The 19,344-nt window shown below is 33.9% G+C and carries 16 protein-coding genes, 1 tRNA gene and 2 pseudogenes; 7 read left to right on the top strand and 12 right to left on the bottom strand.

Annotated features, from left to right (window positions below; all coding sequences use genetic code 11):
• Positions 1 to 406, top strand: a pseudogene (locus AABM59_RS10080) (acyltransferase); the annotation flags it as partial.
• Positions 407 to 479: 73 nt separating this feature from the next.
• Here the strand turns inward: AABM59_RS10080 and AABM59_RS10075 are convergent.
• From AABM59_RS10075 to AABM59_RS10055, 5 genes and pseudogenes are all read right to left on the bottom strand, one after another.
• A pseudogene (locus AABM59_RS10075) lies at positions 480 to 776 on the bottom strand (serine hydrolase); the annotation flags it as partial.
• Positions 777 to 918: 142 nt separating this feature from the next.
• The gene (locus tag AABM59_RS10070) at positions 919 to 1,380 is read right to left on the bottom strand and encodes a thioredoxin family protein (RefSeq protein WP_338408838.1); all 462 of its coding nucleotides are present in this window, start codon (positions 1,378 to 1,380) and stop codon (positions 919 to 921) included.
• Between the two features lie 49 nt (positions 1,381 to 1,429).
• Complete coding sequence (locus tag AABM59_RS10065; protein WP_338408837.1) at positions 1,430 to 3,235, bottom strand: peptide MFS transporter; 1,806 nt, start codon at positions 3,233 to 3,235, stop codon at positions 1,430 to 1,432.
• A 4-nt stretch (positions 3,236 to 3,239) separates the two neighbouring features.
• Complete coding sequence (locus AABM59_RS10060) at positions 3,240 to 4,772, bottom strand: oligopeptide:H+ symporter (RefSeq protein ID WP_338408836.1); 1,533 nt, start codon at positions 4,770 to 4,772, stop codon at positions 3,240 to 3,242.
• 1 nt (position 4,773) lies between these two features.
• Positions 4,774 to 6,948, bottom strand: a complete 2,175-nt coding sequence (locus AABM59_RS10055) for a S9 family peptidase (RefSeq protein ID WP_338408835.1) — start codon at positions 6,946 to 6,948, stop codon at positions 4,774 to 4,776.
• 144 nt (positions 6,949 to 7,092) lie between these two features.
• Between AABM59_RS10055 and AABM59_RS10050 the strand changes: the two genes are divergently transcribed.
• Both AABM59_RS10050 and AABM59_RS10045 read left to right on the top strand, forming a co-directional pair.
• Complete coding sequence (locus AABM59_RS10050; protein WP_338408839.1) at positions 7,093 to 8,448, top strand: hydroxymethylglutaryl-CoA reductase, degradative; 1,356 nt, start codon at positions 7,093 to 7,095, stop codon at positions 8,446 to 8,448.
• 98 nt (positions 8,449 to 8,546) lie between these two features.
• On the top strand, positions 8,547 to 9,464 hold the full coding sequence (locus AABM59_RS10045) for a GYDIA family GHMP kinase (protein WP_338408834.1): 918 nt from the start codon (positions 8,547 to 8,549) through the stop codon (positions 9,462 to 9,464).
• Positions 9,465 to 9,520: 56 nt separating this feature from the next.
• Here AABM59_RS10045 and AABM59_RS10040 read toward each other — a convergent pair whose 3' ends face one another.
• The 6 genes from AABM59_RS10040 to AABM59_RS10015 form a co-directional block, all read right to left on the bottom strand.
• On the bottom strand, positions 9,521 to 11,620 hold the full coding sequence (locus AABM59_RS10040) for a peptidylprolyl isomerase (RefSeq protein ID WP_338408833.1): 2,100 nt from the start codon (positions 11,618 to 11,620) through the stop codon (positions 9,521 to 9,523).
• Between the two features lie 109 nt (positions 11,621 to 11,729).
• On the bottom strand, positions 11,730 to 12,989 hold the full coding sequence (locus AABM59_RS10035; RefSeq protein ID WP_338408832.1) for a hemolysin family protein: 1,260 nt from the start codon (positions 12,987 to 12,989) through the stop codon (positions 11,730 to 11,732).
• Positions 12,990 to 12,991: 2 nt separating this feature from the next.
• On the bottom strand, positions 12,992 to 13,186 hold the full coding sequence (locus AABM59_RS10030; RefSeq protein WP_338408831.1) for an LPXTG cell wall anchor domain-containing protein: 195 nt from the start codon (positions 13,184 to 13,186) through the stop codon (positions 12,992 to 12,994).
• Between the two features lie 109 nt (positions 13,187 to 13,295).
• Positions 13,296 to 13,850 (bottom strand): LPS export ABC transporter periplasmic protein LptC, encoded by a 555-nt coding sequence (gene lptC, locus AABM59_RS10025; RefSeq protein WP_338408830.1) that lies wholly within the window; start codon positions 13,848 to 13,850, stop codon positions 13,296 to 13,298.
• Between the two features lie 45 nt (positions 13,851 to 13,895).
• Positions 13,896 to 15,146: a hypothetical protein gene (locus AABM59_RS10020; protein ID WP_338408829.1), complete on the bottom strand. Its 1,251-nt coding sequence runs from the start codon at positions 15,144 to 15,146 to the stop codon at positions 13,896 to 13,898.
• On the bottom strand, positions 15,139 to 15,873 hold the full coding sequence (locus tag AABM59_RS10015) for a type III pantothenate kinase (RefSeq protein WP_338408828.1): 735 nt from the start codon (positions 15,871 to 15,873) through the stop codon (positions 15,139 to 15,141). The genes AABM59_RS10020 and AABM59_RS10015 overlap by 8 nt, the downstream gene beginning before the upstream one ends.
• Before the next feature lie 98 nt (positions 15,874 to 15,971).
• Between AABM59_RS10015 and AABM59_RS10010 the strand changes: the two genes are divergently transcribed.
• From AABM59_RS10010 to AABM59_RS10000, 3 genes are all read left to right on the top strand, one after another.
• Positions 15,972 to 16,044 (top strand) — tRNA-Phe (locus tag AABM59_RS10010).
• A gap of 361 nt (positions 16,045 to 16,405) precedes the next feature.
• Positions 16,406 to 17,194, top strand: a complete 789-nt coding sequence (locus AABM59_RS10005) for a hypothetical protein (protein ID WP_338408827.1) — start codon at positions 16,406 to 16,408, stop codon at positions 17,192 to 17,194.
• A 368-nt stretch (positions 17,195 to 17,562) separates the two neighbouring features.
• Positions 17,563 to 18,012 (top strand): helix-turn-helix domain-containing protein, encoded by a 450-nt coding sequence (locus tag AABM59_RS10000; protein WP_338408826.1) that lies wholly within the window; start codon positions 17,563 to 17,565, stop codon positions 18,010 to 18,012.
• Positions 18,013 to 18,116: 104 nt separating this feature from the next.
• Here AABM59_RS10000 and AABM59_RS09995 read toward each other — a convergent pair whose 3' ends face one another.
• Positions 18,117 to 18,323: a helix-turn-helix domain-containing protein gene (locus tag AABM59_RS09995; RefSeq protein WP_338408825.1), complete on the bottom strand. Its 207-nt coding sequence runs from the start codon at positions 18,321 to 18,323 to the stop codon at positions 18,117 to 18,119.
• A gap of 632 nt (positions 18,324 to 18,955) precedes the next feature.
• Between AABM59_RS09995 and AABM59_RS09990 the strand changes: the two genes are divergently transcribed.
• On the top strand, positions 18,956 to 19,344 hold a 389-nt coding region (locus AABM59_RS09990; protein ID WP_338408824.1), incomplete at its 3' end, for a hypothetical protein.

The following is a 19,344-nucleotide window of genomic DNA, read 5'->3' as shown; positions in this document are numbered from 1 at the left end:
AAACAGTTTAAATGTCGATTTTACGAATGTCGATTTGGTAAACAAAATGATTACAGAAAACAACTTTACTGCCAAAAATAGAAGAAAAACTAACTTTTTAAAATCTTTATATTACATCATTCTTTTAAACAGTTTCTTCCCTATGTTAATTTGGAAAAAAATTGCTAAAAAAATTAACGAAGTTGAATTTGTAGACACGTTTAGATTTGCAATAAACGTACTTACTTTTCCTGTTTTTTATGGTTTACAAACTTGTATTATTGGGTTGTTTATCGATTGGAAAATTGCAATTTATTATTTAATAATTTCTCTTTTACTAATTTTAATCTATTCGAATTTTTCGCCAACAAATACTGAAAATGAGGAGTATTTAAAAAAGCTTGCAAATAGACTTAGCCCTGATTGAACAGTCTGTTTTAGCTCTTTTTTATTCCCTTTTTGGAATAAAAAAAGCGAGTAGTGAAAGCAGGAAATAGCTTCTAATTTATAATTGCATCTTGTATTGTTTGTTGAATCTTTGTACGAACATTACTATTTATTAAACCTCTATTACTGGCATACGGATATACTCTATTTGACAGAAAAACATATACAATTCCGCTTTTAGGATCTGCCCAAGTATATGTACCTGTAAACCCAGAATGCTCAAAACTTTCATCAGAAACACAACCGCAAGTTGCATTTACACTTGGGTTTAATTCTGGCTTATCGAAACCTAGACCTCTTCTTACTTTTTGATTCGCGTAATAACGGTGATTGAACTTATTTACAGTTTTTTCGAGAACTCTAAGCCTAAATTGATTGTTGCCGATGCTTCTAATTATCGAACTTATATAGAGCTGTGGAAAGCGACTTGTATAAAAGAGAAAATCCCTTTTCACGCTACTGGTGAAAAGGGATTCTATAGGTTGGAATAATTTATTTATTTTTAAGGATTCCCTCTGCTACTGCAAGCCAAGCTGAAGGGCCTCCTGCAACATAGCCCGTATTGCCAATTCCTGTAAAACTAGGTTTTCCTTCTTTCGGTTTAGCAGTAGCAAACCAAACAGTAGGGAATCCTTGAATTCCGAAAGCCTGTTGTAACACTGCATTTTGCGTTTTAATATCCTCGGATTGAGGTGTTCTTCTAGGAAAATCAAGTTCCACCAAAACCACGTTTTTCTTTGCCCAAACAGCAAATTCAGGCGTTTTTAAAACTTCTTTTTGCAAACGAATACACCAGCCACACCAATCACTTCCGGTAAAAAACAACAACATCGGCTTTTTGGTTTTATTGGAAATTTCCATTGCTTTATTGATATTGGTTTGCCAAACGAGTTCCTGGGCTTGAACTGCAAAAGAGCCCAAAACGAACGCTATTATTATATATGTCTTCTTCATTTTTTAATTTTTTACAAACTTAAACAAAAATAATACCAAATAATGTTGGCTATCTTACGCCGTGCATTAATTTTTTGATGACCGGCGACATGACAACCGAAAATACTGCAACGGCTATTGAAATTAGGGTCAGCATCCAAAAGAAGTAACTCAATCCGTGTTCATTAGCGATTTTATCGATGTTTTCTCCAAACATTCCGGCGCCTTTCATTCCAATTGCAACTGCAAGATACCAAACTCCAAACATAAATGCAATCATTCTGGCAGGAACCAATTTACTCACATAAGACAATCCTACTGGCGAAATACACAATTCGGCCATAGTGTGAAAAAGGTAAACTAAGATTAGCCAAATCATACTTACCGAAGCGGTTTTTGCTCCTGGTTCTATTCCGTTGGCACCAAAAGCAACGCAAGCCATTCCTAGAGCTAGTAAGGACATCCCAATGCCGTATTTTAAATTTGCAGATGGATTGTATTTACTTTCCCACCATTTAGAAAATAAAGGTGCAAGCGAAATAATGAATAATGAATTCAATGTCGAAAACCAAGTAGCTGGAACTTCTGTTAATGGCACGGTTACTTTATCGATTTTCAAAAACTCTAAAGTCCCGTCTGATAATGATAAATAACCAGCCGTATAATAATCTTTAGCTAACATCCAAAGGGCAATTATCCAAACAATGACAAAACTGGCGCTTAAAATAACAGATGCCAAAGTGTATTTCTCAAATGTTTGCTTAAACAAAAGCGACAAAACCCATGTTATTATTGCTAATGGCAAGATTGTAATCAAAGAATTTATAATTAAAAATGTCACACTCCAATTACCTTCCAAGACTCTATTTGTATAATCACTAGCAAATATGGTTAAACTGTTTGGAGATTGTTCGAATATTGCCCAAAAGAAAATGGTTAGAAAAGCAAAGAAGGTCACTGCAATTAATTTTTCTTTTGTAATTTGGGAATATTGTGTAAAACGATAGACTAGTAAAATGACAAACAAAACTAAAGCCGTAATGATGGCAATCGAGTTTCCGTTTTCGCCAAGAAAACCAAAAATATTTATTTTCCCTCCTGAAATTTTTGAAGCGGGATCGTTCAAAATCCAAAGCAATCCCAATGTAGCGGTTATGGCAATAACTCCTAATTGTATTGGGGTAAACGGGTTTCTTTTGTCGGTGTCTAAAGCTTCGGCTATCGCTTTGCTTTCTTTGCTTGGTTTTAAACCAATGTCTCCAAATATATTTTGGGACAACCAAAATTGCAACATTCCGAAGAACATAAAAATTCCAGCCAAACCAAAACCATAACTCCAGCCCACTTTTTCGCCTAAATAACCACAAAGTAATATCCCAAAGAAAGCACCAGCGTTAACGCCCATATAAAACAAAGTATAAGCTCCATCTTTTTTTTCAGGTCGATCCTTATACATTTCGGAAATGATGGAAGTCATATTGGGTTTGAAAAATCCGTTTCCAAAAACCAATAAAACTAACCCCAAATAAATAGAAAATTGAGTTTCAACCGCCATAGATGCGTGTCCCAAAGTCATCAAGCACGCTCCAAGAACGACAGCCCATCTAAAACCAATAATTTTGTCGGCAAAATAGCCCCCAAGCATTGTAGACAAATAAACAAGTCCTACATAAGACCCAAAAAGTGCTGATGCATTTTCGCGTGTCCATTCCCAACCTCCATTAATTGTCGAGGTTGTCAAGAAAAGAATAAGTAAGGAACGCATTCCATAGAAGGAAAATCGCTCCCACATTTCAGTAAAAAATAAGACAAATAATCCTGCTGGATGCCCTAAAACTGGATTTTTAAAAAACTGTTCTGTTGTATTTTGATTCATAGTATTAATTATTTAATTCTTTATCAACTCCGTGCATTAATCGATTAATTACTGGCGAAAACGCCAAAAGTAGTATTCCAAAACCTATTCCTGTATAAAATAAATATTCAAAAAGTTTAAGATAACTTTGTTTTGCCAAATTCAAATCTGGCGCTGTTCCATCTGTAGTATCAACAGAAGCAATATTGGCTAATATTGAGGCAATAAATTCAGAACTTGCTGTTGCCAAAAACCAAACTCCCATCATAAAACCAACAATTTTAACTGGCGATAATTTAGTAACTGCAGATAGCCCAACTGGCGACAAACAGAGTTCGGCACAAGTATGAAGAAAATAAGTTAATACCAGCCAAAACATACCTACTTTGCCCATTTCAGAAATGTTTATTCCAAAAACCAATGAGCCAAAACCTAGTCCAACAAGAATTAATGCTATTGCAAATTTGACCGCGGTATTGGGATTATATTTTCCTAGTTTCACCCAAAGCCAGGCAAAAACAGGAGCCAACAGTACAATAAACAAAGCGTTTAAGCTTAAAAAATTACCCGCAGGAATTGCGCCTCTATCTAAAATTCTATCAGCAAAAAGGTTCAGCGAGGTATAGGCTTGTTCAAATAACGCCCAAAAAACAACAGTAAAAACTATTAAAATGGTGAGAGCCAATAATCGCTCTCTTGCTACTTTTTCTAATTGTGTAATGGCATAATAAAGAATGTAAACAAATGAAATTGCGCCAGATATAATCAAGGCGTTTTGAACTACACTATGTCTTTGAACCATTTGCCAAACCAATGCAATCGAAAGCACACTCCCTGCATAAATTAGCCATTCGTTTTTTATTCCAAAAGTCCCTTTTACAAGAAATTCAGGAACATTAGATTCCCCTTTCCCCATCAATAATTTTCTTCCTGAAATAAAGGTGATTAATCCAAAAAGCATTCCGATTCCCGCTGCTGCAAAACCATAGCTCCAGCCATAAGCTTCGCCAAGCCAAACGCATATTAATGTTGCTAAAAAGGAACCCAAATTTATTCCCATATAAAAAATGGTGAATCCAGAATCTCTCCGTTTATCTCCTTCGGCATATAGTTCCCCAACAAGGGATGAAATATTTGCTTTCAAAAAACCAACTCCCATAACTATGAATGCTAACGACAAATAAAATATTTGTAGTGCAAAATCATCTCTAATAATTTCACCTGTTAAAGATTTCGTTGTTGCATTTCCTTCATACGCCATTCCAAGATGCCCAAGAACCAACAATATTCCTCCAAAAACAATTGCTTTTCTAAATCCTAAATACCTATCCGCTATAAAACCACCTACTACAGGCATTGCATAAACTAATGCCGCATAACTACCTATAAGTAAATTTCCGGCATCATCGGAGAATAAGTAATATTTTGTTAAATAAAAAATCAATAATGCCTTCATTCCATAAAACGAAAACCGTTCCCACATTTCTGTGAAAAATAAGATAAAAAGCGCTCTTGGATGTCCTAAAAATTCTTTCTGTGGAAGTGTGGTATTTGTCATATTATAAATTAGTATTGATAAAATTAGTCATTTTTGTGAACAATTGAATTCTAGTTTTTCCTCCATAAATTCCGTGATTATTATCGGGATAAATCTGCGAATCAAATTGTTTATTGGCCTGAATCAAGGATTCCATCATTTGCATCGAATTTTGTACATGAACATTGTCGTCTCCCGAGCCGTGAATCAAAAGAAATTTTCCCTTGAGTTTATCAACGAAATTTATAGGCGAATTGTCATCATAACCAGCTGAGTTTTCTTGAGGCGTTTGCATGTATCTTTCGGTGTAAATGCTATCATAGAATCGCCAGTTTGTTACCGGTGCAACAGCAATTGCCATCTTGAAAATGTCGTTTCCTTTTAAAATACAATTACTCGACATAAACCCCCCGTAGGACCAACCCCAAATTCCTATTCTGGATTTATCGACATACGTATAATTTCCAATCACTTTTGCCGCATCAATCTGGTCTTCGACTTCGTATTTTCCTAGTTGCTTATAGGTTACTTTTTTAAAGTCGGCCCCTTTGAAACCTGTTCCGCGACCATCAACACAAGCAATAATATAGCCTTGTTGCGCTAGCATCATAAACCAATAATCGTCTGAGGAATTCCATTCGTTATTCACTTGTTGCGAACCTGGACCAGAATATTGATACATAAAAACGGGATATTTTTTCTTGGCATCGAAATCTTTAGGCTTAATAATCCAGGCATTTAACTCATTCCCTTTCTCCGTTTTAAGGACGAAAAATTCTTTTGCTGGTAAATTATAGAGTTTTAGCTTTGTTGCCAATGCTTCATTGTTTTCAATAACTTGGATTTGCTTTCCTGCAGTTGACTCATTCAAAGCATAAATAGTTGGCTGATTAACATTTGAAAAAGTGCTGATATAATATTGAAAATTAGGACTGAAAGTAGCCGCCGTTGTCCCAACATTTTGAGATAATCTCAGTTTGTTTTTCCCGTTGATGTTGATTCTGTATACATCTCTATTAATAGATCCGTTTTCTACAGATTGATAAAAAACAGTGTTTGTTTTCTCATCAAAACCATAATATTTAGTCACTTCCCAATTACCATTGGTAACCTGATTTCTCAATTTTCCTGTTTTATCATAAAGATAAATGTGATTGTAGCCATCCTTTTCTGATGTCCAAATAAAACTATTGTCTTTCAAAAAAGTCAAATTATCCGTGTCGACATAATCAATATAAGATTTGTCTTTTTCGTTGAGAATGAATTTTGTAGCTGCGGTTGTTCCATCTACAAACAATAAATCTAGATTGTCCTGATGGCGATTCAATACTTTTACTGATAAAATATTGGCGTCATTTGTCCATTCAATTCTTGGAATATAAAAATCATTGTATTGCCTCAAGTTAACATTTTTTGTGGATTTTGAATCAACATTGTATAAATGCAAAGAAACTAATGAATTCTTTTCACCCGCTTTTGGATATTTGAAAGTTTCGATTGTTGGATATAAATCTTTATGAAAAACAGACATCGAAAACTCGGGAACCTGGCTTTCATTAAAACGAATATAGGCAATTTTTTTGCTGTCCTTACTCCAGTCAAATGCTCTCACAAAAGCAAATTCTTCCTCATAAACCCAATCCGTAATACCATTTATAATGGAATTTTTATTGCCGTCAGCAGTTATTTGGCTATTTGTTTTAGATGCTACATCATAGATAAAAAGATTGTTTTCCTTGGCATAAGCGATTTTTTTGCCATCGGGAGAAAAGGTGGGTTCTTGCACTTGTTCCAAGATTTTAATCAATTCCTTGGTTTCAAGATTGTATAGAAAATAATCCGCAGTGAAGGAATGACGGAAAATTTGATTGGTGTTATTGGCAACCAGAATCATATTCTCGTTTGAATTGAAAGAATAACTATCGATTCCACCCAATAATTTAGACTGATTTCTGGTATCGATTAAAGTTGAAACTTTTTTTAAGGTTGCAAAATCAAATAAATTAATTTGCATGCTTCTTGCCGTTTCATCAAAATTTAAGACTGTATATTGATTGGTGTTTTTCATTGACTGTAATTCGTCCATCCCTTTGGCGCGAAAAACACCAGTATAAATGGCTTCAACGGTAATATTTTGTTGACCAAAAGTGCAGAAAAAAGACAATAAAAACAGGAAGGTAATTTTATTTGTACGCATAAAAATTGATTAAATATAAAAACCATCAATTTTAGTGAAAATTTTGTAATTATTTCACATTTCATGTGTTAAATGTTAAAGATAATATTACGGTTCTCCATTTATTGAAGATAGCTCATTGACAAACAAAAGAGCAAAATCTGTATATTTGCAAAAACATCCCATAATCAATTGAAAATGAATGAGACCATTGCTGGGTTTTCAAAATTGTCCAAAGAAGAAAAAATAAACTGGTTAGCCAAGGAATATTTTACTCCTCCTCAAAAAGCGGTTGAATTGTTAAAAAACTATTGGAACTCAAATGAAAAGATACAAAAACTACACGATGAATTTATCGAAAACACGATAAGCAATTTCTATATTCCCCTTGGAGTCGCTCCGAATTTCCTGATTAACGGAAAATTTAGTAGTATTCCCATGGCTATTGAAGAAAGTTCAGTAGTTGCAGCGGCGTCAAAAGCAGCCAAATTCTGGTCTACTCGCGGCGGATTCAAAGCCACTGTTATCAATACCGAAAAAATTGGACAAGTCCACTTTATTTTCAAAGGAGACGAATCAAAACTCGAATTGTTTTTTGCTCAAACCAAAGCAAAGTTTTTTGCCGAGACGGAAAGCATTACTAAAAATATGCGGAAACGCGGTGGCGGAATTTTAGATATTATATTAAAAGACAAAACTAATTTATTGCCGAATTACTTTCAGCTCCACACCACTTTTGAAACTAAAGATTCCATGGGTGCGAATTTTATCAATTCGTGTTTGGAGCAATTTGCCAAAACCTTGAAGCAAGAAGCTTTAGTTTATGAATTGTTTTCCGAGACCGAGAGAGACGTCGAAGTCGTGATGAGTATTCTTTCGAATTATGTACCCAATTGCATCGTTCGTGCCGAGGTTTCCTGTTTAGTTGAAGATCTTGTGGAAAAACACATTCCCAATCCTAAAGCATTTGCAGAACGGTTCCTTCAAGCAGTTCAAATCGCCGAAGTAGAACCTTTTCGAGCGGTAACCCACAACAAGGGAATTATGAACGGAATCGACGCTGTTGTGCTTGCTACGGGGAATGACTTTCGCGCTGTAGAAGCCGGAATTCATGCTTATGCATCCCGAGACGGCAGTTATACGAGTTTGTCACATGCCAAAATCGAGAATGAAATATTTACTTTTTGGTTAGAAGTTCCATTGGCTTTGGGAACCGTTGGCGGTTTGACGGCATTGCATCCTTTGGCAAAATTATCTTTGGAAATGTTAGAAAATCCCTCTGCAAAGGAATTGATGCAGTTTGTTGCTGTTGCCGGTTTAGCTCAAAATTTTGCTGCGCTGAGATCATTGACAACTACGGGAATTCAGGATGGACACATGAAAATGCATTTGAACAATATCCTGAACCAGTTTGAAGCCAATGATGACGAACGCCTATTGATTCGGAAATATTTTAAACATCACGTTGTTTCTCACAGTGCCGTTGTTGAATATATCGAAATTTTAAGAAGACCGATTTAGAAATTAGGCACAAATTAACACTGATGCTAAGGATCAAAACAGATTTATAATTAGTCGTTCGAAAAACTTTGCGACTTTGTGCCTTAGTGGCAAATACTATGAAAAAAGAATTTTACAGTAACGGAAAACTTTTAATTACAGGAGAATATTTGGTCTTAGATGGCGCAAAAGCATTTGCGTTGCCTACAAAATATGGACAAAACCTGATTGCCGAAGAAGGGAATAATCAAGAAATTAAATGGCAGAGTTTTGATTCGGACGGAAGTATTTGGTTTGAAGATACTTTAACCTTTAAGGATATTTCAAAGAAAAACATCTCCGAGGAAGCGTCGTCCAAAAGAAATACCTTATTAGAAATCTTGCACGAAGGGTTTTTATTGAACCCTGATTTCCTAAATCAATCCAATGGATGTTCTGTCAAGACACAACTTACATTTCCAAGGAATTGGGGATTGGGAACCTCATCGACTTTAATCAATAATATTGCGCAATGGTTACAAATTGATGCTTTTGCATTGCTTAAAAATAGTTTTGGAGGCAGCGGATATGATATTGCCTGCGCTCAAAATAATAGCCCCATTTTGTATCATTTGAAAAATGGAAAACCAATAGTCGAAAAAGTAACTTTTGATCCTAAATTTTCTGAAAATCTATATTTTGTTTATTTAGACAAAAAGCAAAGTAGTAAAACTGCCATCGCATCTTATTATAACAATAGAAACAAAGATTTAGAGGAAGATATAACTAAAAACAATAAAATAACTTTAGCTGTTTTAAACGCAAAAAGCCTCAATGATTTTGGCTTGGCGTTAGAAAAACATGAAGCCGAAATGAGCAACATTCTAGAAATGCACACCGTAAAAGAATCCTTGTTTTCAGATTTTAATGGCGTTGTCAAAAGTCTTGGCGCTTGGGGTGGGGATTTTGTGTTGGTGATTTCGAAAGAAAATCCAACGGCATATTTCGAAAAAAAGGGGTTTCGAACAATTATTCCATATAAAGAAATGATTTTGTAAAACACAAAATCCCGATTGCCTGGCAATCGGGATTTTTATTATGACTAAACTTTAATCTAGTAATTAAAATCTTTTCTGTTGTCTTTAATTTCTGCATTTGCTTTTAATGCAGGAATCACTCTATTAACATCACCAGCACTTTGTGCTTTTAGTTGAGTTACATAAGCGGTGTGGTCTTTTAAAATTGGGGCCTTCACGGTATTCGTGTTTTGTACCACATAAACTCCAGTATTTCCTTCGATTGGAGCAGAAATTTTACCGGCTTCCAATGCAAATGCATTACCAACTACTTTAGGTTCTTGTCCTACACCACCTGCTAAAACTGGATTTTGCATAGTAACATCGGTTGCTTGTTGTACTGTTGAACCAGCGGATTTTGCAATTGCTTCTAAAGAAGTTCCTGTCATTTTCGCTTTAATCAACTCTGCTTTTTTCTTGTTTTTAAGAATTGGTTCTACATAAGGGCGAACCAAATCTACTGCCATTAATCCTTCTTTGTTAACTTTTTTTACTTTAGCAATAACGTGACCTAGATTAGCTACTTCAAATCTTTTCACGGCACCAGCATCAGTTCCACCTTCAAAAGCCCATCTCACAATATTTCTTTGGTTACCCAAAGATCCAAAAGACTCATCCATAGCTTTCGCAGAAACTGAAGGAGCAATTGTAAGTTTCATCTCTTTTGCAGTTTGAGCGAAATCTTTGTCGGTTGCATCCATTTCAAATTTGGTAGCCTGTGCAAATATTTTATCTGAAGTCGCTTCAGATGCTTGAATTTTTTGAGCGATAGTTGCTAAACGTATTCCGTCTTGTTTATCTGTTACTTTGATAATATGGTATCCAAAAGGGGTTTCCACTAAACCAATTTTACCAATAGCATTATTAAAAACAAAATCATTAAAAGGTTTCACCATTTGGTTTGGTCCAAAATAACCTAAATCACCTCCTTGTTGAGCTGATGAATCATCAGAACTTGTGAACGCCAGCATCAAGAAACTATCCGAATTAGCATTTACTTGAGCTAAAACTTCTTCTGCTTTTGCTTTTGCTTGTTCTTTTGTACGTTTTTCTTTTTGATTTGGAACTTGGGTTCCTTCGTAACTAATTAATATGTGGCTTGCTTTTGCATTTACACCCACTTTTCTTCCCATAGATTTCGAAACGCAGTAGTAACTTCCAAATACATAAGGGCCATAAATTTCTCCAGGAGCCATATTGTATAATTTATCTGCATCTACTGCTGATAAATCTTTTTTGGCAACATAAGTAGAATCGTAAGGAACATCAGAATTTGAATTTACAAACTCTATTGTGTTCTTTGCGTCTTTAAATCCTGGCAAAGTATCGTTTTTAGCTGTGGCTTGGTTGTAAACAACTCTTCCCGACAAGACTGCATTTATTTTGGTTTTTAATTCTACTTCGTCTTCTGCCGAAGCTTTGTCTTCGATCAATACATATTCGATTTCGCGAGTTTCGTCAGCTTTGTATTTTTTCTCGTTCATTTTCATGAAAGTCACAATCTCGTCATCAGAAACTTTAACGTCACTGTCCTTAATTGTTGAATACAAACTGGCAACATAAGAAAAACTTGCTTTGTTGGCTTCCATTTCATATTTAAATTTACCTTCACTTTCGGTGGTATAAAGTCCCGCCTTTATCAAGTTATTGTAGATTTGATATTTTGCATTAAGCTCAGCATCTTTTTCTCTGTCTTTTAAACCCTCTGCTTGTTGTGGGTTTGATTTGAAGTATTCCTTGAATTTTGCTTCGTCAAAAACTCCAGCAGCGTTCAAGAAAATTGGATTTTTACCAATGTTTGGATCTGCTTTCAAAACTTCCATAATGGCTTTTTCGCCAACTCTTATTCCTAGTTTTTCGAATTGAGCTGTTAGCAAAGCGATGGAAACTTCTTGATCCCAAACTCTGTTAGCTGCCGCAGTTGAAGTGATTCCCTGACCACTTTTTTCAACATTGCTTACTTTTACTCGAAAATCATCAAATGATATATTTTTTCCGTTTATGCTTCCTACATCTTTTGAAGTGCTGCCAAAATTTCCTTTGTCAAAAAGACTTGGTACTAGAAATGCAAATAATGCAAATGCAATAACTACTATCATTAAAGCGGAACGTTGTCTAATTTTTGCTAAAACTGCCATTTTTATTGTTGTTAATTTTTATATTCAGTTTGCGAAAATACAATTATCTAATTAATAATTATACTAGTCGCGCTATAATTTACAAGAAAATTTAATTTATGAAAAAAAATCAATCTTTTATCGTCATTTTAACCAATTCAATTTTCTTGTTTGTGGCTTCTTCGATTATAAAATGATAGATCCCAATGGTTATTATATCGCCTTTTTGAGGAAATTCTTTAGTTGAATCAACTATAAAACCACCAAGAGTTCCGTATGAATCGCTTTCGGGAATACTTAGTTTATAGGTTTGATTCAAATATTCAACATCCAATCGGGCCGAAAAAAGATAAACTCCATCTTCAATTTCTTTTTCGGTCAATTCTTCGTCTGAATCGTGTTCGTCTTCAATTTCGCCAAAAAGTTCTTCAACAATATCTTCAATTGTTATAATTCCAGAAGTTCCTCCGTATTCGTCTATCACGACGGCAACACTTTTTCGCTTTTTAGTCAGCAAATTCATCGCGTCTTTTATAAATATGGTTTCAGGAACAAATTCGACCGGAATAACTATCGATTTGATGCTTTTGGGTTTCTTGAACAAATCAAATGAATGCACATAACCTATGATGTCGTCGAGTGAGTTTTGATACACTACTACTTTAGAATAACCTGTTTCAATAAACAATTCTTTTAATTCATCCATGGTATCAAATAGTTCAATAGCAACTATTTCGGTTCTGGGACTCATAATGTCTCGAGCTTTCACTCCCGAAAAGTCTAAGGCGTTTTGAAACATTTGAATTTCGGAATCCATCTCTTCATGATCTTCCACGGTGCTCATTTGCTGGGTTATATAATTGCCAAGTTCTGCTTTACTAAAATATAACGGCACGTAATCCCCTTCGGTTTTGAAGAATTTTTTTAGAATAAAATCCGAAATCCAGATGAAAAAAGTGGAAATGAAATAAAACAGCAAGTAAAAACCATACGCTGGTATTGCAAAAAACTTGATAAGTGAGTTGGCATAAATTTGGAAAAACACTTTTGGCAAAAACTCAGCCGTTACCAAAACAATAAGTGTAGATAGGAGGGTTTGAGTAAATAAACTCAAAAACTCCGAGAAATGGTAATCCAATGTTTCAATCCAGCCCATTATCAAATCCCCCATAAAAAAACCATAAATCACTAGTGCTAAATTGTTTCCAATAAGCATAGCAGCGATAAATTTAGAAGGTTTTTCGGTAAGTTTAGTAAGAATGCTTGAAAGGAAACCATCTTGTTTTTTTTCAATTTCAAGATATATTTTATTGGAAGATATGAACGCAATTTCCATTCCTGAGAAGAACGCAGATAGTATTAAACACAATATAATAATACTAATCTCCATAATTAGGATTTGTTATTTCTGTCTTCAAATTTCTTTGAAAATCTTCTTCTAAAGAAAAACATAAAGACAGAAAGCAATGTGATTCCCAGAAAAAGAAAGTGCTGATCGTTATCTTGATCCCAAATCTCTGCTGTTTTAAGAGCAAATAAAACTGCCGCTACAAGGTATATGTATTGTGTGTATTGTAAGTATTTCATAGATGTAAAATTTATTTTTTAGGCGTCATATATGGTATCGCCTTTTACTTATTGGTGTTTGTTTGCAACAAACTTAATGTTAGTGGCGATTTCATGGTTTTAATGTGATTTATTCGACGGTTTCAACTTCGCCTATTATTTTTTGAGAATTGATTACTTTAAAATCTTTACTGAAATCGATTCCTTGTCCGTTTGAAACCCCTTTAGGGTCCGTAAATTTAAAGTTTTTTTCGGTAAAAAACCAATCGTTCTTTTGGTCGAAATATAATTGTTCGGTTTCTAGAATTTGTCCGTCTTGAGAAGTGATTTTCACATTTCCTTTTAAATCAATACTATTTGTGAGTTTATAAGAAACTGCATAGTCCGATTTAATGAACGTTTTTTTTCCTTTGTTGTCATACAAAGTAACATCAATCCCTTTTGGAAATTCCGAAAAAGGAAAATCTACACTCCCAAATTCTAGCATTTTTGAGCTTACTAAAATGGCTTTTATCCGTCCCGAATCGGTATACTTTAGATTGATGTCATCAGCGTCACCAGTAGGAACAAACTCTGAGAAATTTATTTTTTGTACTTCTTTAAAATTACTTTCACACCCAAAAAACAGTGTCACGGCAATTACCGTGACAATTGGAAGAATTCTATTTTTTTTTAGTAAAGTCATCCTTTAAACTGAAAAAAATTATGGGTGATTATAAATGCTAGCCTTTTAGTCAAATTTAGTTTTTACAAACCATTTGTCGTTAAGGGAGAAGCTTACGTTTAAATTAATATAGTTTTCTTGAATCAAATTGGCAGCTTTTGTTCCCTTTTTTCCCATTTCTAATCCAAAATTCACATTAGAAAAAGAACCCGTAATAGGCAAACCTACCCCAAGTGTCAATCCCATATCATTGATGGACTTTGAGTTAATTACCAGTCCTGTTTTTTCATATTTAAGTCCGGCTCTGTAGGTAATTCTTTTGGCATAACTTGAAAATGATTTTGAATTTGGAACGTAATATCCCCCAATACTATATTTTGAATATTTTTCGTAAACGACATTATCGATTGTGTTATACGAATTGGCTAAATTTCCTTTGTTTTGTGAAGTGATTTCAGCTCCCAATAACCATTTTCCAGAATCACCTATTCCTGCACCAAATGACAATTTACTTGGCAATTTTAAATCCGTTGGAGTGCTCAAATTCTCCATTTCGTCAACGACTTGAACACCGATATTTGAGTTTAAAACTACTGTTGAAATGTTCCTTGTGTTTTGAGACGCCAAAGTGCTCTCAGGCGAAAAGTTTAAACTACTAAAAAGGGATAGTTTTTTACTAATTTTGGTTTGATACATCATTCCAAAATTAAAATTCACACCCGATAAATCTGACGTGTTCAATTCACGAGAACCGATTGGAATAAAAGGCATAAACTCAAGACTATTGGTTTCGATCTTTCCAAAATTATAATGTGCATCAGCTCCAATGCTTAAGTTGGGCGCTAATTTATATCCCATTCCCAAGAAAACCTTGTTTACACCGCCTGAACCATTAAACCGTTTATTGTTTTGACTATTGTCAGTACTTATAGACTCTATTTTATAACCCACTGAAGAGTAGGGAATTAATCCAAAACCAACTCCCAGTTTTCCAAAAGGCAAAGCCAAAGCCAAATAATCTAATGTTGTTCTTTGCGCGCTTGCTGATTCGGCATCTGTTTTTAATTTTGTAGAACTGCGACTTCCTCCAATTGTAAAAGACGTCAATTTTAAATTAGCATACCCTGCCGGATTTTGTAAATTAATGTGAATACTGTCTGGCGCGATAGATAACCCTCCCATAGAACGATTTTCTAATGATCCTTTAAACCTAACTTCCCCAATTCCGTAAAACGAATATGGTGACGAACTCCCTCCTTGTGCAAAAGACATTAATGACAAAAGTAAACAAGCGCTTATTATAATTTTTTTAATCATTTTTAATTTTATATTGAAATGTTTGGTTCAAACTTTCCAAAAGGAAATTTGAATTGGCAAATATGGTATTTTTTAATTGGTTAGCCAAAAAATCTGTGTCTCCGCCCGTTAAAATTATTATAAAATTTGAATATTGTTCCTTATATTGATTGATAAAACCATCTATTTCACAAACCAAACCATTTACCACTCCAGAATGGATTGATTCTGATGTTGATTTTCCAATAAAACGTTTTGGATTTTCTAGTTCTAACAATGGGAGTTTGTCTGTAAAATTATGTAATGCTGCATACCTCAAATGCAGTCCGGGCGAAATCGCTCCGCCGAGATATTTGTTATTTTTGTCGATAAAATCATACGTTATACAAGTTCCGGCATCGATAACCAAACGATTTTGATTAGGAAACTGTAGCGTTGCGCCTGCAGCAAGCACCATTCTATCAATCCCTAAAGTTTGAGGTGTTTCATAGCAATTATCGAAAGGAAATGCGTCGTTATGCGAAACAAAATGAATATTTAGAGTGTTTTTAAAAACTGTGAAAGATTGTTTTTCGACATCCGTAACAGATGCAACAACTAAATCAGTTATCTTTTTATGAGTTTCTAAAATTTTTTGAATTCCTTTTTCAAGTTCAAATTTTACAATAACAAAAGTCTCTAACCGCTTACTACCCTCAAATACAGCGGCTTTAATTCTGGTATTCCCAACATCGATAGCTAGAATCATAATTTATGTTTAACGAGGCGAAGTTACGAATAGATTTTTTTTTAAAATTGTTTTGATTCAATTAAAAATCATTCTATATTTGCACGCGCCTTAAGAAAGGTACCTTAGCTCAGATGGTAGAGCAATGGACTGAAAATCCATGTGTCCCTGGTTCGATCCCTGGAGGTACCACAAAATTATCCCGTAACTCATTTATAAACAATGACTTACGGGTTTTTTGGTTTTTAGAGTTGCTCTAAAGGTTGCTCGGGAAGTATAAAAAGATAATGGGAAACTGGTTATATATTGTTACTAATAAACTTTCTGTATTCAAAAGCTGAGATATTACAAACAAAATAGAGCGATAACCTATCGTTAAGAGGCCGTATTGCTTTTTATTATATTTTTAATTGCAATATAAAATAAAAAGTGTATCTTGGTCGATAAAATAGGATGTAGCTCGGTAAAAATCATAGTACGTATGCACTAAATATGTCACTATGCTTATTTATTGCGTCTAATATCTATAACCATCAACTTAAAAACAGAGATTATGAAACAAATTATTACAGGATTATTTTTAACAGTTAGTCTTTTTGTGAACGCTCAAATAGTCAACATTACCTATGTGAAGGTTCCAAGAGAGAATTCTGAAACTTTTTTAGAGTTACATGAAAAATTTATGAATCTATCTAATTCGAAAGAGAGAACCATAACACAATCAGCTATTTTTGCACATACCTTTGCGGGTGATTATACTTTTGCTATTTATGATTCTTATAACAATATGCAAGATCTTGCTAATGACGCCGCCCTTGCAAATGAAGCGATGAAAAAAAATGTAGACGCGATGGAATTAGATGCTGATGCAAAAGACTTGCTAATGGGCGAATACAGAAACTACACAGGAATGTATGCTTACAATCATTCTGATCAAATAAGACAAAATATAGGTTTAGAAAAGCTTCAGTTCTCTATAGAAGATATGGATTGGTCAACAAAAAAAGTTGTTGTTGTTAGTACATATGAAGTTAAATGGGGAATGAATAAAGTATTTCAAGAGGGTATAATAAATGGTAGCCTTAAAAACATAAAAGAAACCGGTCATGCAGAAGCTCATTTCGCGTCGCAGCACCTTTATGGCTCCGGAGCAGATTTTCAAACCTATCAAGTTTTTAACTCTTGGTCTGATTTTGCTGCTTATGAAGAAGCGAATTTAGGAGGGTCTATGTCTGATGATGATAAAAAATTCTGGTCATCAATAGAAGGGCATAGCGATGAAATTTTAACTTTGATTGGTTCAATGAATGAAGAAACAAAAGTATTTAGCTATAAAAAATAGGTTTTTTTAAAAATAAATTTAATGTAAAGTAGAAATAAATAGCCTTCATGACCTGAAGGCTATTTCTTTGTAAGGATAGATAAATCTAAAATAGATTCAGGGAACCGGGCATGACCAATTTACTGCATTAAACACAAATCCAAATTCAGAAATTAAATTAGAAGTGTACTATAAGTATTACCATATTATTGACTGGAAAGTTACGAGATAGAACTCTTTTAAAAAGACGATAAAAAAATAATTAAAAGGGAATTACATTATTAGTTGAAAGATATTTTAACACTCCTATAAAATATAAAGCATATGTAATGTTTCCTGTAATGCTTTATTTTTTTGTACTTTTGAAAAATATATCCTATTTATTTCAAATGAAAAAAATAATCTACCAGCAAGACGAGTCAGTTTGTGCCTGTAAAGTATCTCTCGATTTGTTAGGAGATAGGTGGTCATTGATTATTGTTCGCGACTTATTTAGAAATAAAAATACGTTTTCTCAATTTTTAAATGAGTCTGCTGAGCACATTTCATCAAATGTACTTATAGATAGACTAAAAAAACTAATTGCATTAGGTGTTCTTAATTTCGAGCGAAACAAAACCGATAAAAAAATCAAAGAATATTATTTAACCGATAGGGGCATTGATCTCTACAATATAATATATGAACTGCAGCTTTGGACATTGAATCATGTAACTTTTAACGAATCTGAGAACACTAAAATTTGGAAGAATGCTATCAAATTAGAGTTGAAAGAAACTACTATAAAAAATTATACCAATACATATAGAGAATTAAGACTTGCGCAGTTTGGTTTTTAAGATTGTGAGCTCCTAAGGGCAGCCTTTAGTCGATACCTTTATAATATAGCCATTTCTATATTTACCTACAGTAGTAGACCATTTCTCTATGGCTTCAATACTTCCTACAGTTCTTTCAACCTTTCGGTTAATGCATATTCCACTCTTAGAGGGATTTCTTCAAACTGCTTTCTTACAACCAGTTCATCACTTTCAAGACTTTTTAATTGTTCCGAAAGAACTTTTCCTGAAATCCCATCAACTATTTGAAGAATTTTTCCAAATTTAAGTGTGCCTTGATTTGGTATTACTTTGTGATAGGTAGTTTCCATTTACCTCCAATCTGAATAAGAAACAGTATAAGCTGTGGAGTAACTAACTCGTTTGTCTGCACCTCCAAATATGAACCATAAAACAATTAAACTTTCTTTATACAAATTTGATGACAAATGCTTCTTGGAATGTTTTAAACTAAACCGAACCGCCGACTTTGTTGACCTTAACACCTTATACATATTTCTTAAATTTAATAATCTAAGCTAAGATATAGCGAGAATACCGGTTGCTCCAAAGGTTGCTCCGCAAGTTTAAATCCTTGTTATTTGGTTTGATTTCTCTTTACTATTTTATAATGATTTAGTCATTATATCGTTGATTTCTATCTACTTAGAGTAAAAGTCAATCAAAACAGATTATCCGAAAATTAATTTTAATAACCCTCAAAGCTTAAATAATCACTATTCAAAAGCTGAGATATTACAAACAAAATAGAGCGATGACCAATCGTTAAGAGGCCGTATTGCTTTTTATTGTATTTTTAATTGCAATATAAAATAAAAAGTATATCTTGGTCGATAAAATAGGATTTAGCTCGGTAAAAATCATAGTACGTATGTACTAAACATGTCACTATGTTTATTTATTGTGTCTAATATCTATAACCATCAACTTAAAAACAAAGATTATGAAACAAATTATTACAGGATTATTTTTAACAGTTAGCCTTTTTGTGAATGCTCAAATAGTCAACATTACCTATGTGACGGTTCCAAGAGAGAATTCTGAAACTTTTTTAGAGTTACATGAAAAATTTATGAATCTATCTAATTCGAAAGAAAGAACCATAACACAATCAGCTATTTTTGCACATACCTTTGCGGGTGATTATACTTTTGCTATTTATGATTCTTATAACAATATGCAAGATCTTGCTAATGATGCCGCTCTTGCAGATGAAGCGATGAAAAAAAATGTAGACGCGATGGAATTAGATGCTGATGCAAAAGACTTGCTAATGGGCGAATACAGAAACTACACAGGAATGTATGCTTACAATCATTCTGATCAAATAAG

Origin of the sequence: uncultured Flavobacterium sp., from assembly GCF_963925185.1 — a bacterium.
Classification (GTDB): Bacteria; Bacteroidota; Bacteroidia; order Flavobacteriales; family Flavobacteriaceae; genus Flavobacterium.
The sequence above is the reverse complement of the archived record's forward strand: the minus strand, read 5'-3'. Positions and strand labels throughout refer to the sequence as shown.

What these genes read in the sequence shown, in the direction of transcription:
- AABM59_RS10070 (WP_338408838.1), bottom strand. Translation starts at nt 1,380, where the DNA reads ATGAAGAAGACATATATAATAATAGCGTTCGTTTTGGGCTCTTTTGCA.
- AABM59_RS10065 (WP_338408837.1), bottom strand. Translation starts at nt 3,235, where the DNA reads ATGAATCAAAATACAACAGAACAGTTTTTTAAAAATCCAGTTTTAGGG.
- AABM59_RS10060 (WP_338408836.1), bottom strand. Translation starts at nt 4,772, where the DNA reads ATGACAAATACCACACTTCCACAGAAAGAATTTTTAGGACATCCAAGA.
- AABM59_RS10055 (WP_338408835.1), bottom strand. Translation starts at nt 6,948, where the DNA reads ATGCGTACAAATAAAATTACCTTCCTGTTTTTATTGTCTTTTTTCTGC.
- AABM59_RS10045 (WP_338408834.1), top strand. Translation starts at nt 8,547, where the DNA reads ATGAAAAAAGAATTTTACAGTAACGGAAAACTTTTAATTACAGGAGAA.
- AABM59_RS10040 (WP_338408833.1), bottom strand. Translation starts at nt 11,620, where the DNA reads ATGGCAGTTTTAGCAAAAATTAGACAACGTTCCGCTTTAATGATAGTA.
- AABM59_RS10035 (WP_338408832.1), bottom strand. Translation starts at nt 12,989, where the DNA reads ATGGAGATTAGTATTATTATATTGTGTTTAATACTATCTGCGTTCTTC.
- AABM59_RS10030 (WP_338408831.1), bottom strand. Translation starts at nt 13,186, where the DNA reads ATGAAATACTTACAATACACACAATACATATACCTTGTAGCGGCAGTT.
- lptC (WP_338408830.1), bottom strand. Translation starts at nt 13,850, where the DNA reads ATGACTTTACTAAAAAAAAATAGAATTCTTCCAATTGTCACGGTAATT.
- AABM59_RS10020 (WP_338408829.1), bottom strand. Translation starts at nt 15,146, where the DNA reads ATGATTAAAAAAATTATAATAAGCGCTTGTTTACTTTTGTCATTAATG.
- AABM59_RS10015 (WP_338408828.1), bottom strand. Translation starts at nt 15,873, where the DNA reads ATGATTCTAGCTATCGATGTTGGGAATACCAGAATTAAAGCCGCTGTA.
- AABM59_RS10005 (WP_338408827.1), top strand. Translation starts at nt 16,406, where the DNA reads ATGAAACAAATTATTACAGGATTATTTTTAACAGTTAGTCTTTTTGTG.
- AABM59_RS10000 (WP_338408826.1), top strand. Translation starts at nt 17,563, where the DNA reads ATGAAAAAAATAATCTACCAGCAAGACGAGTCAGTTTGTGCCTGTAAA.
- AABM59_RS09995 (WP_338408825.1), bottom strand. Translation starts at nt 18,323, where the DNA reads ATGGAAACTACCTATCACAAAGTAATACCAAATCAAGGCACACTTAAA.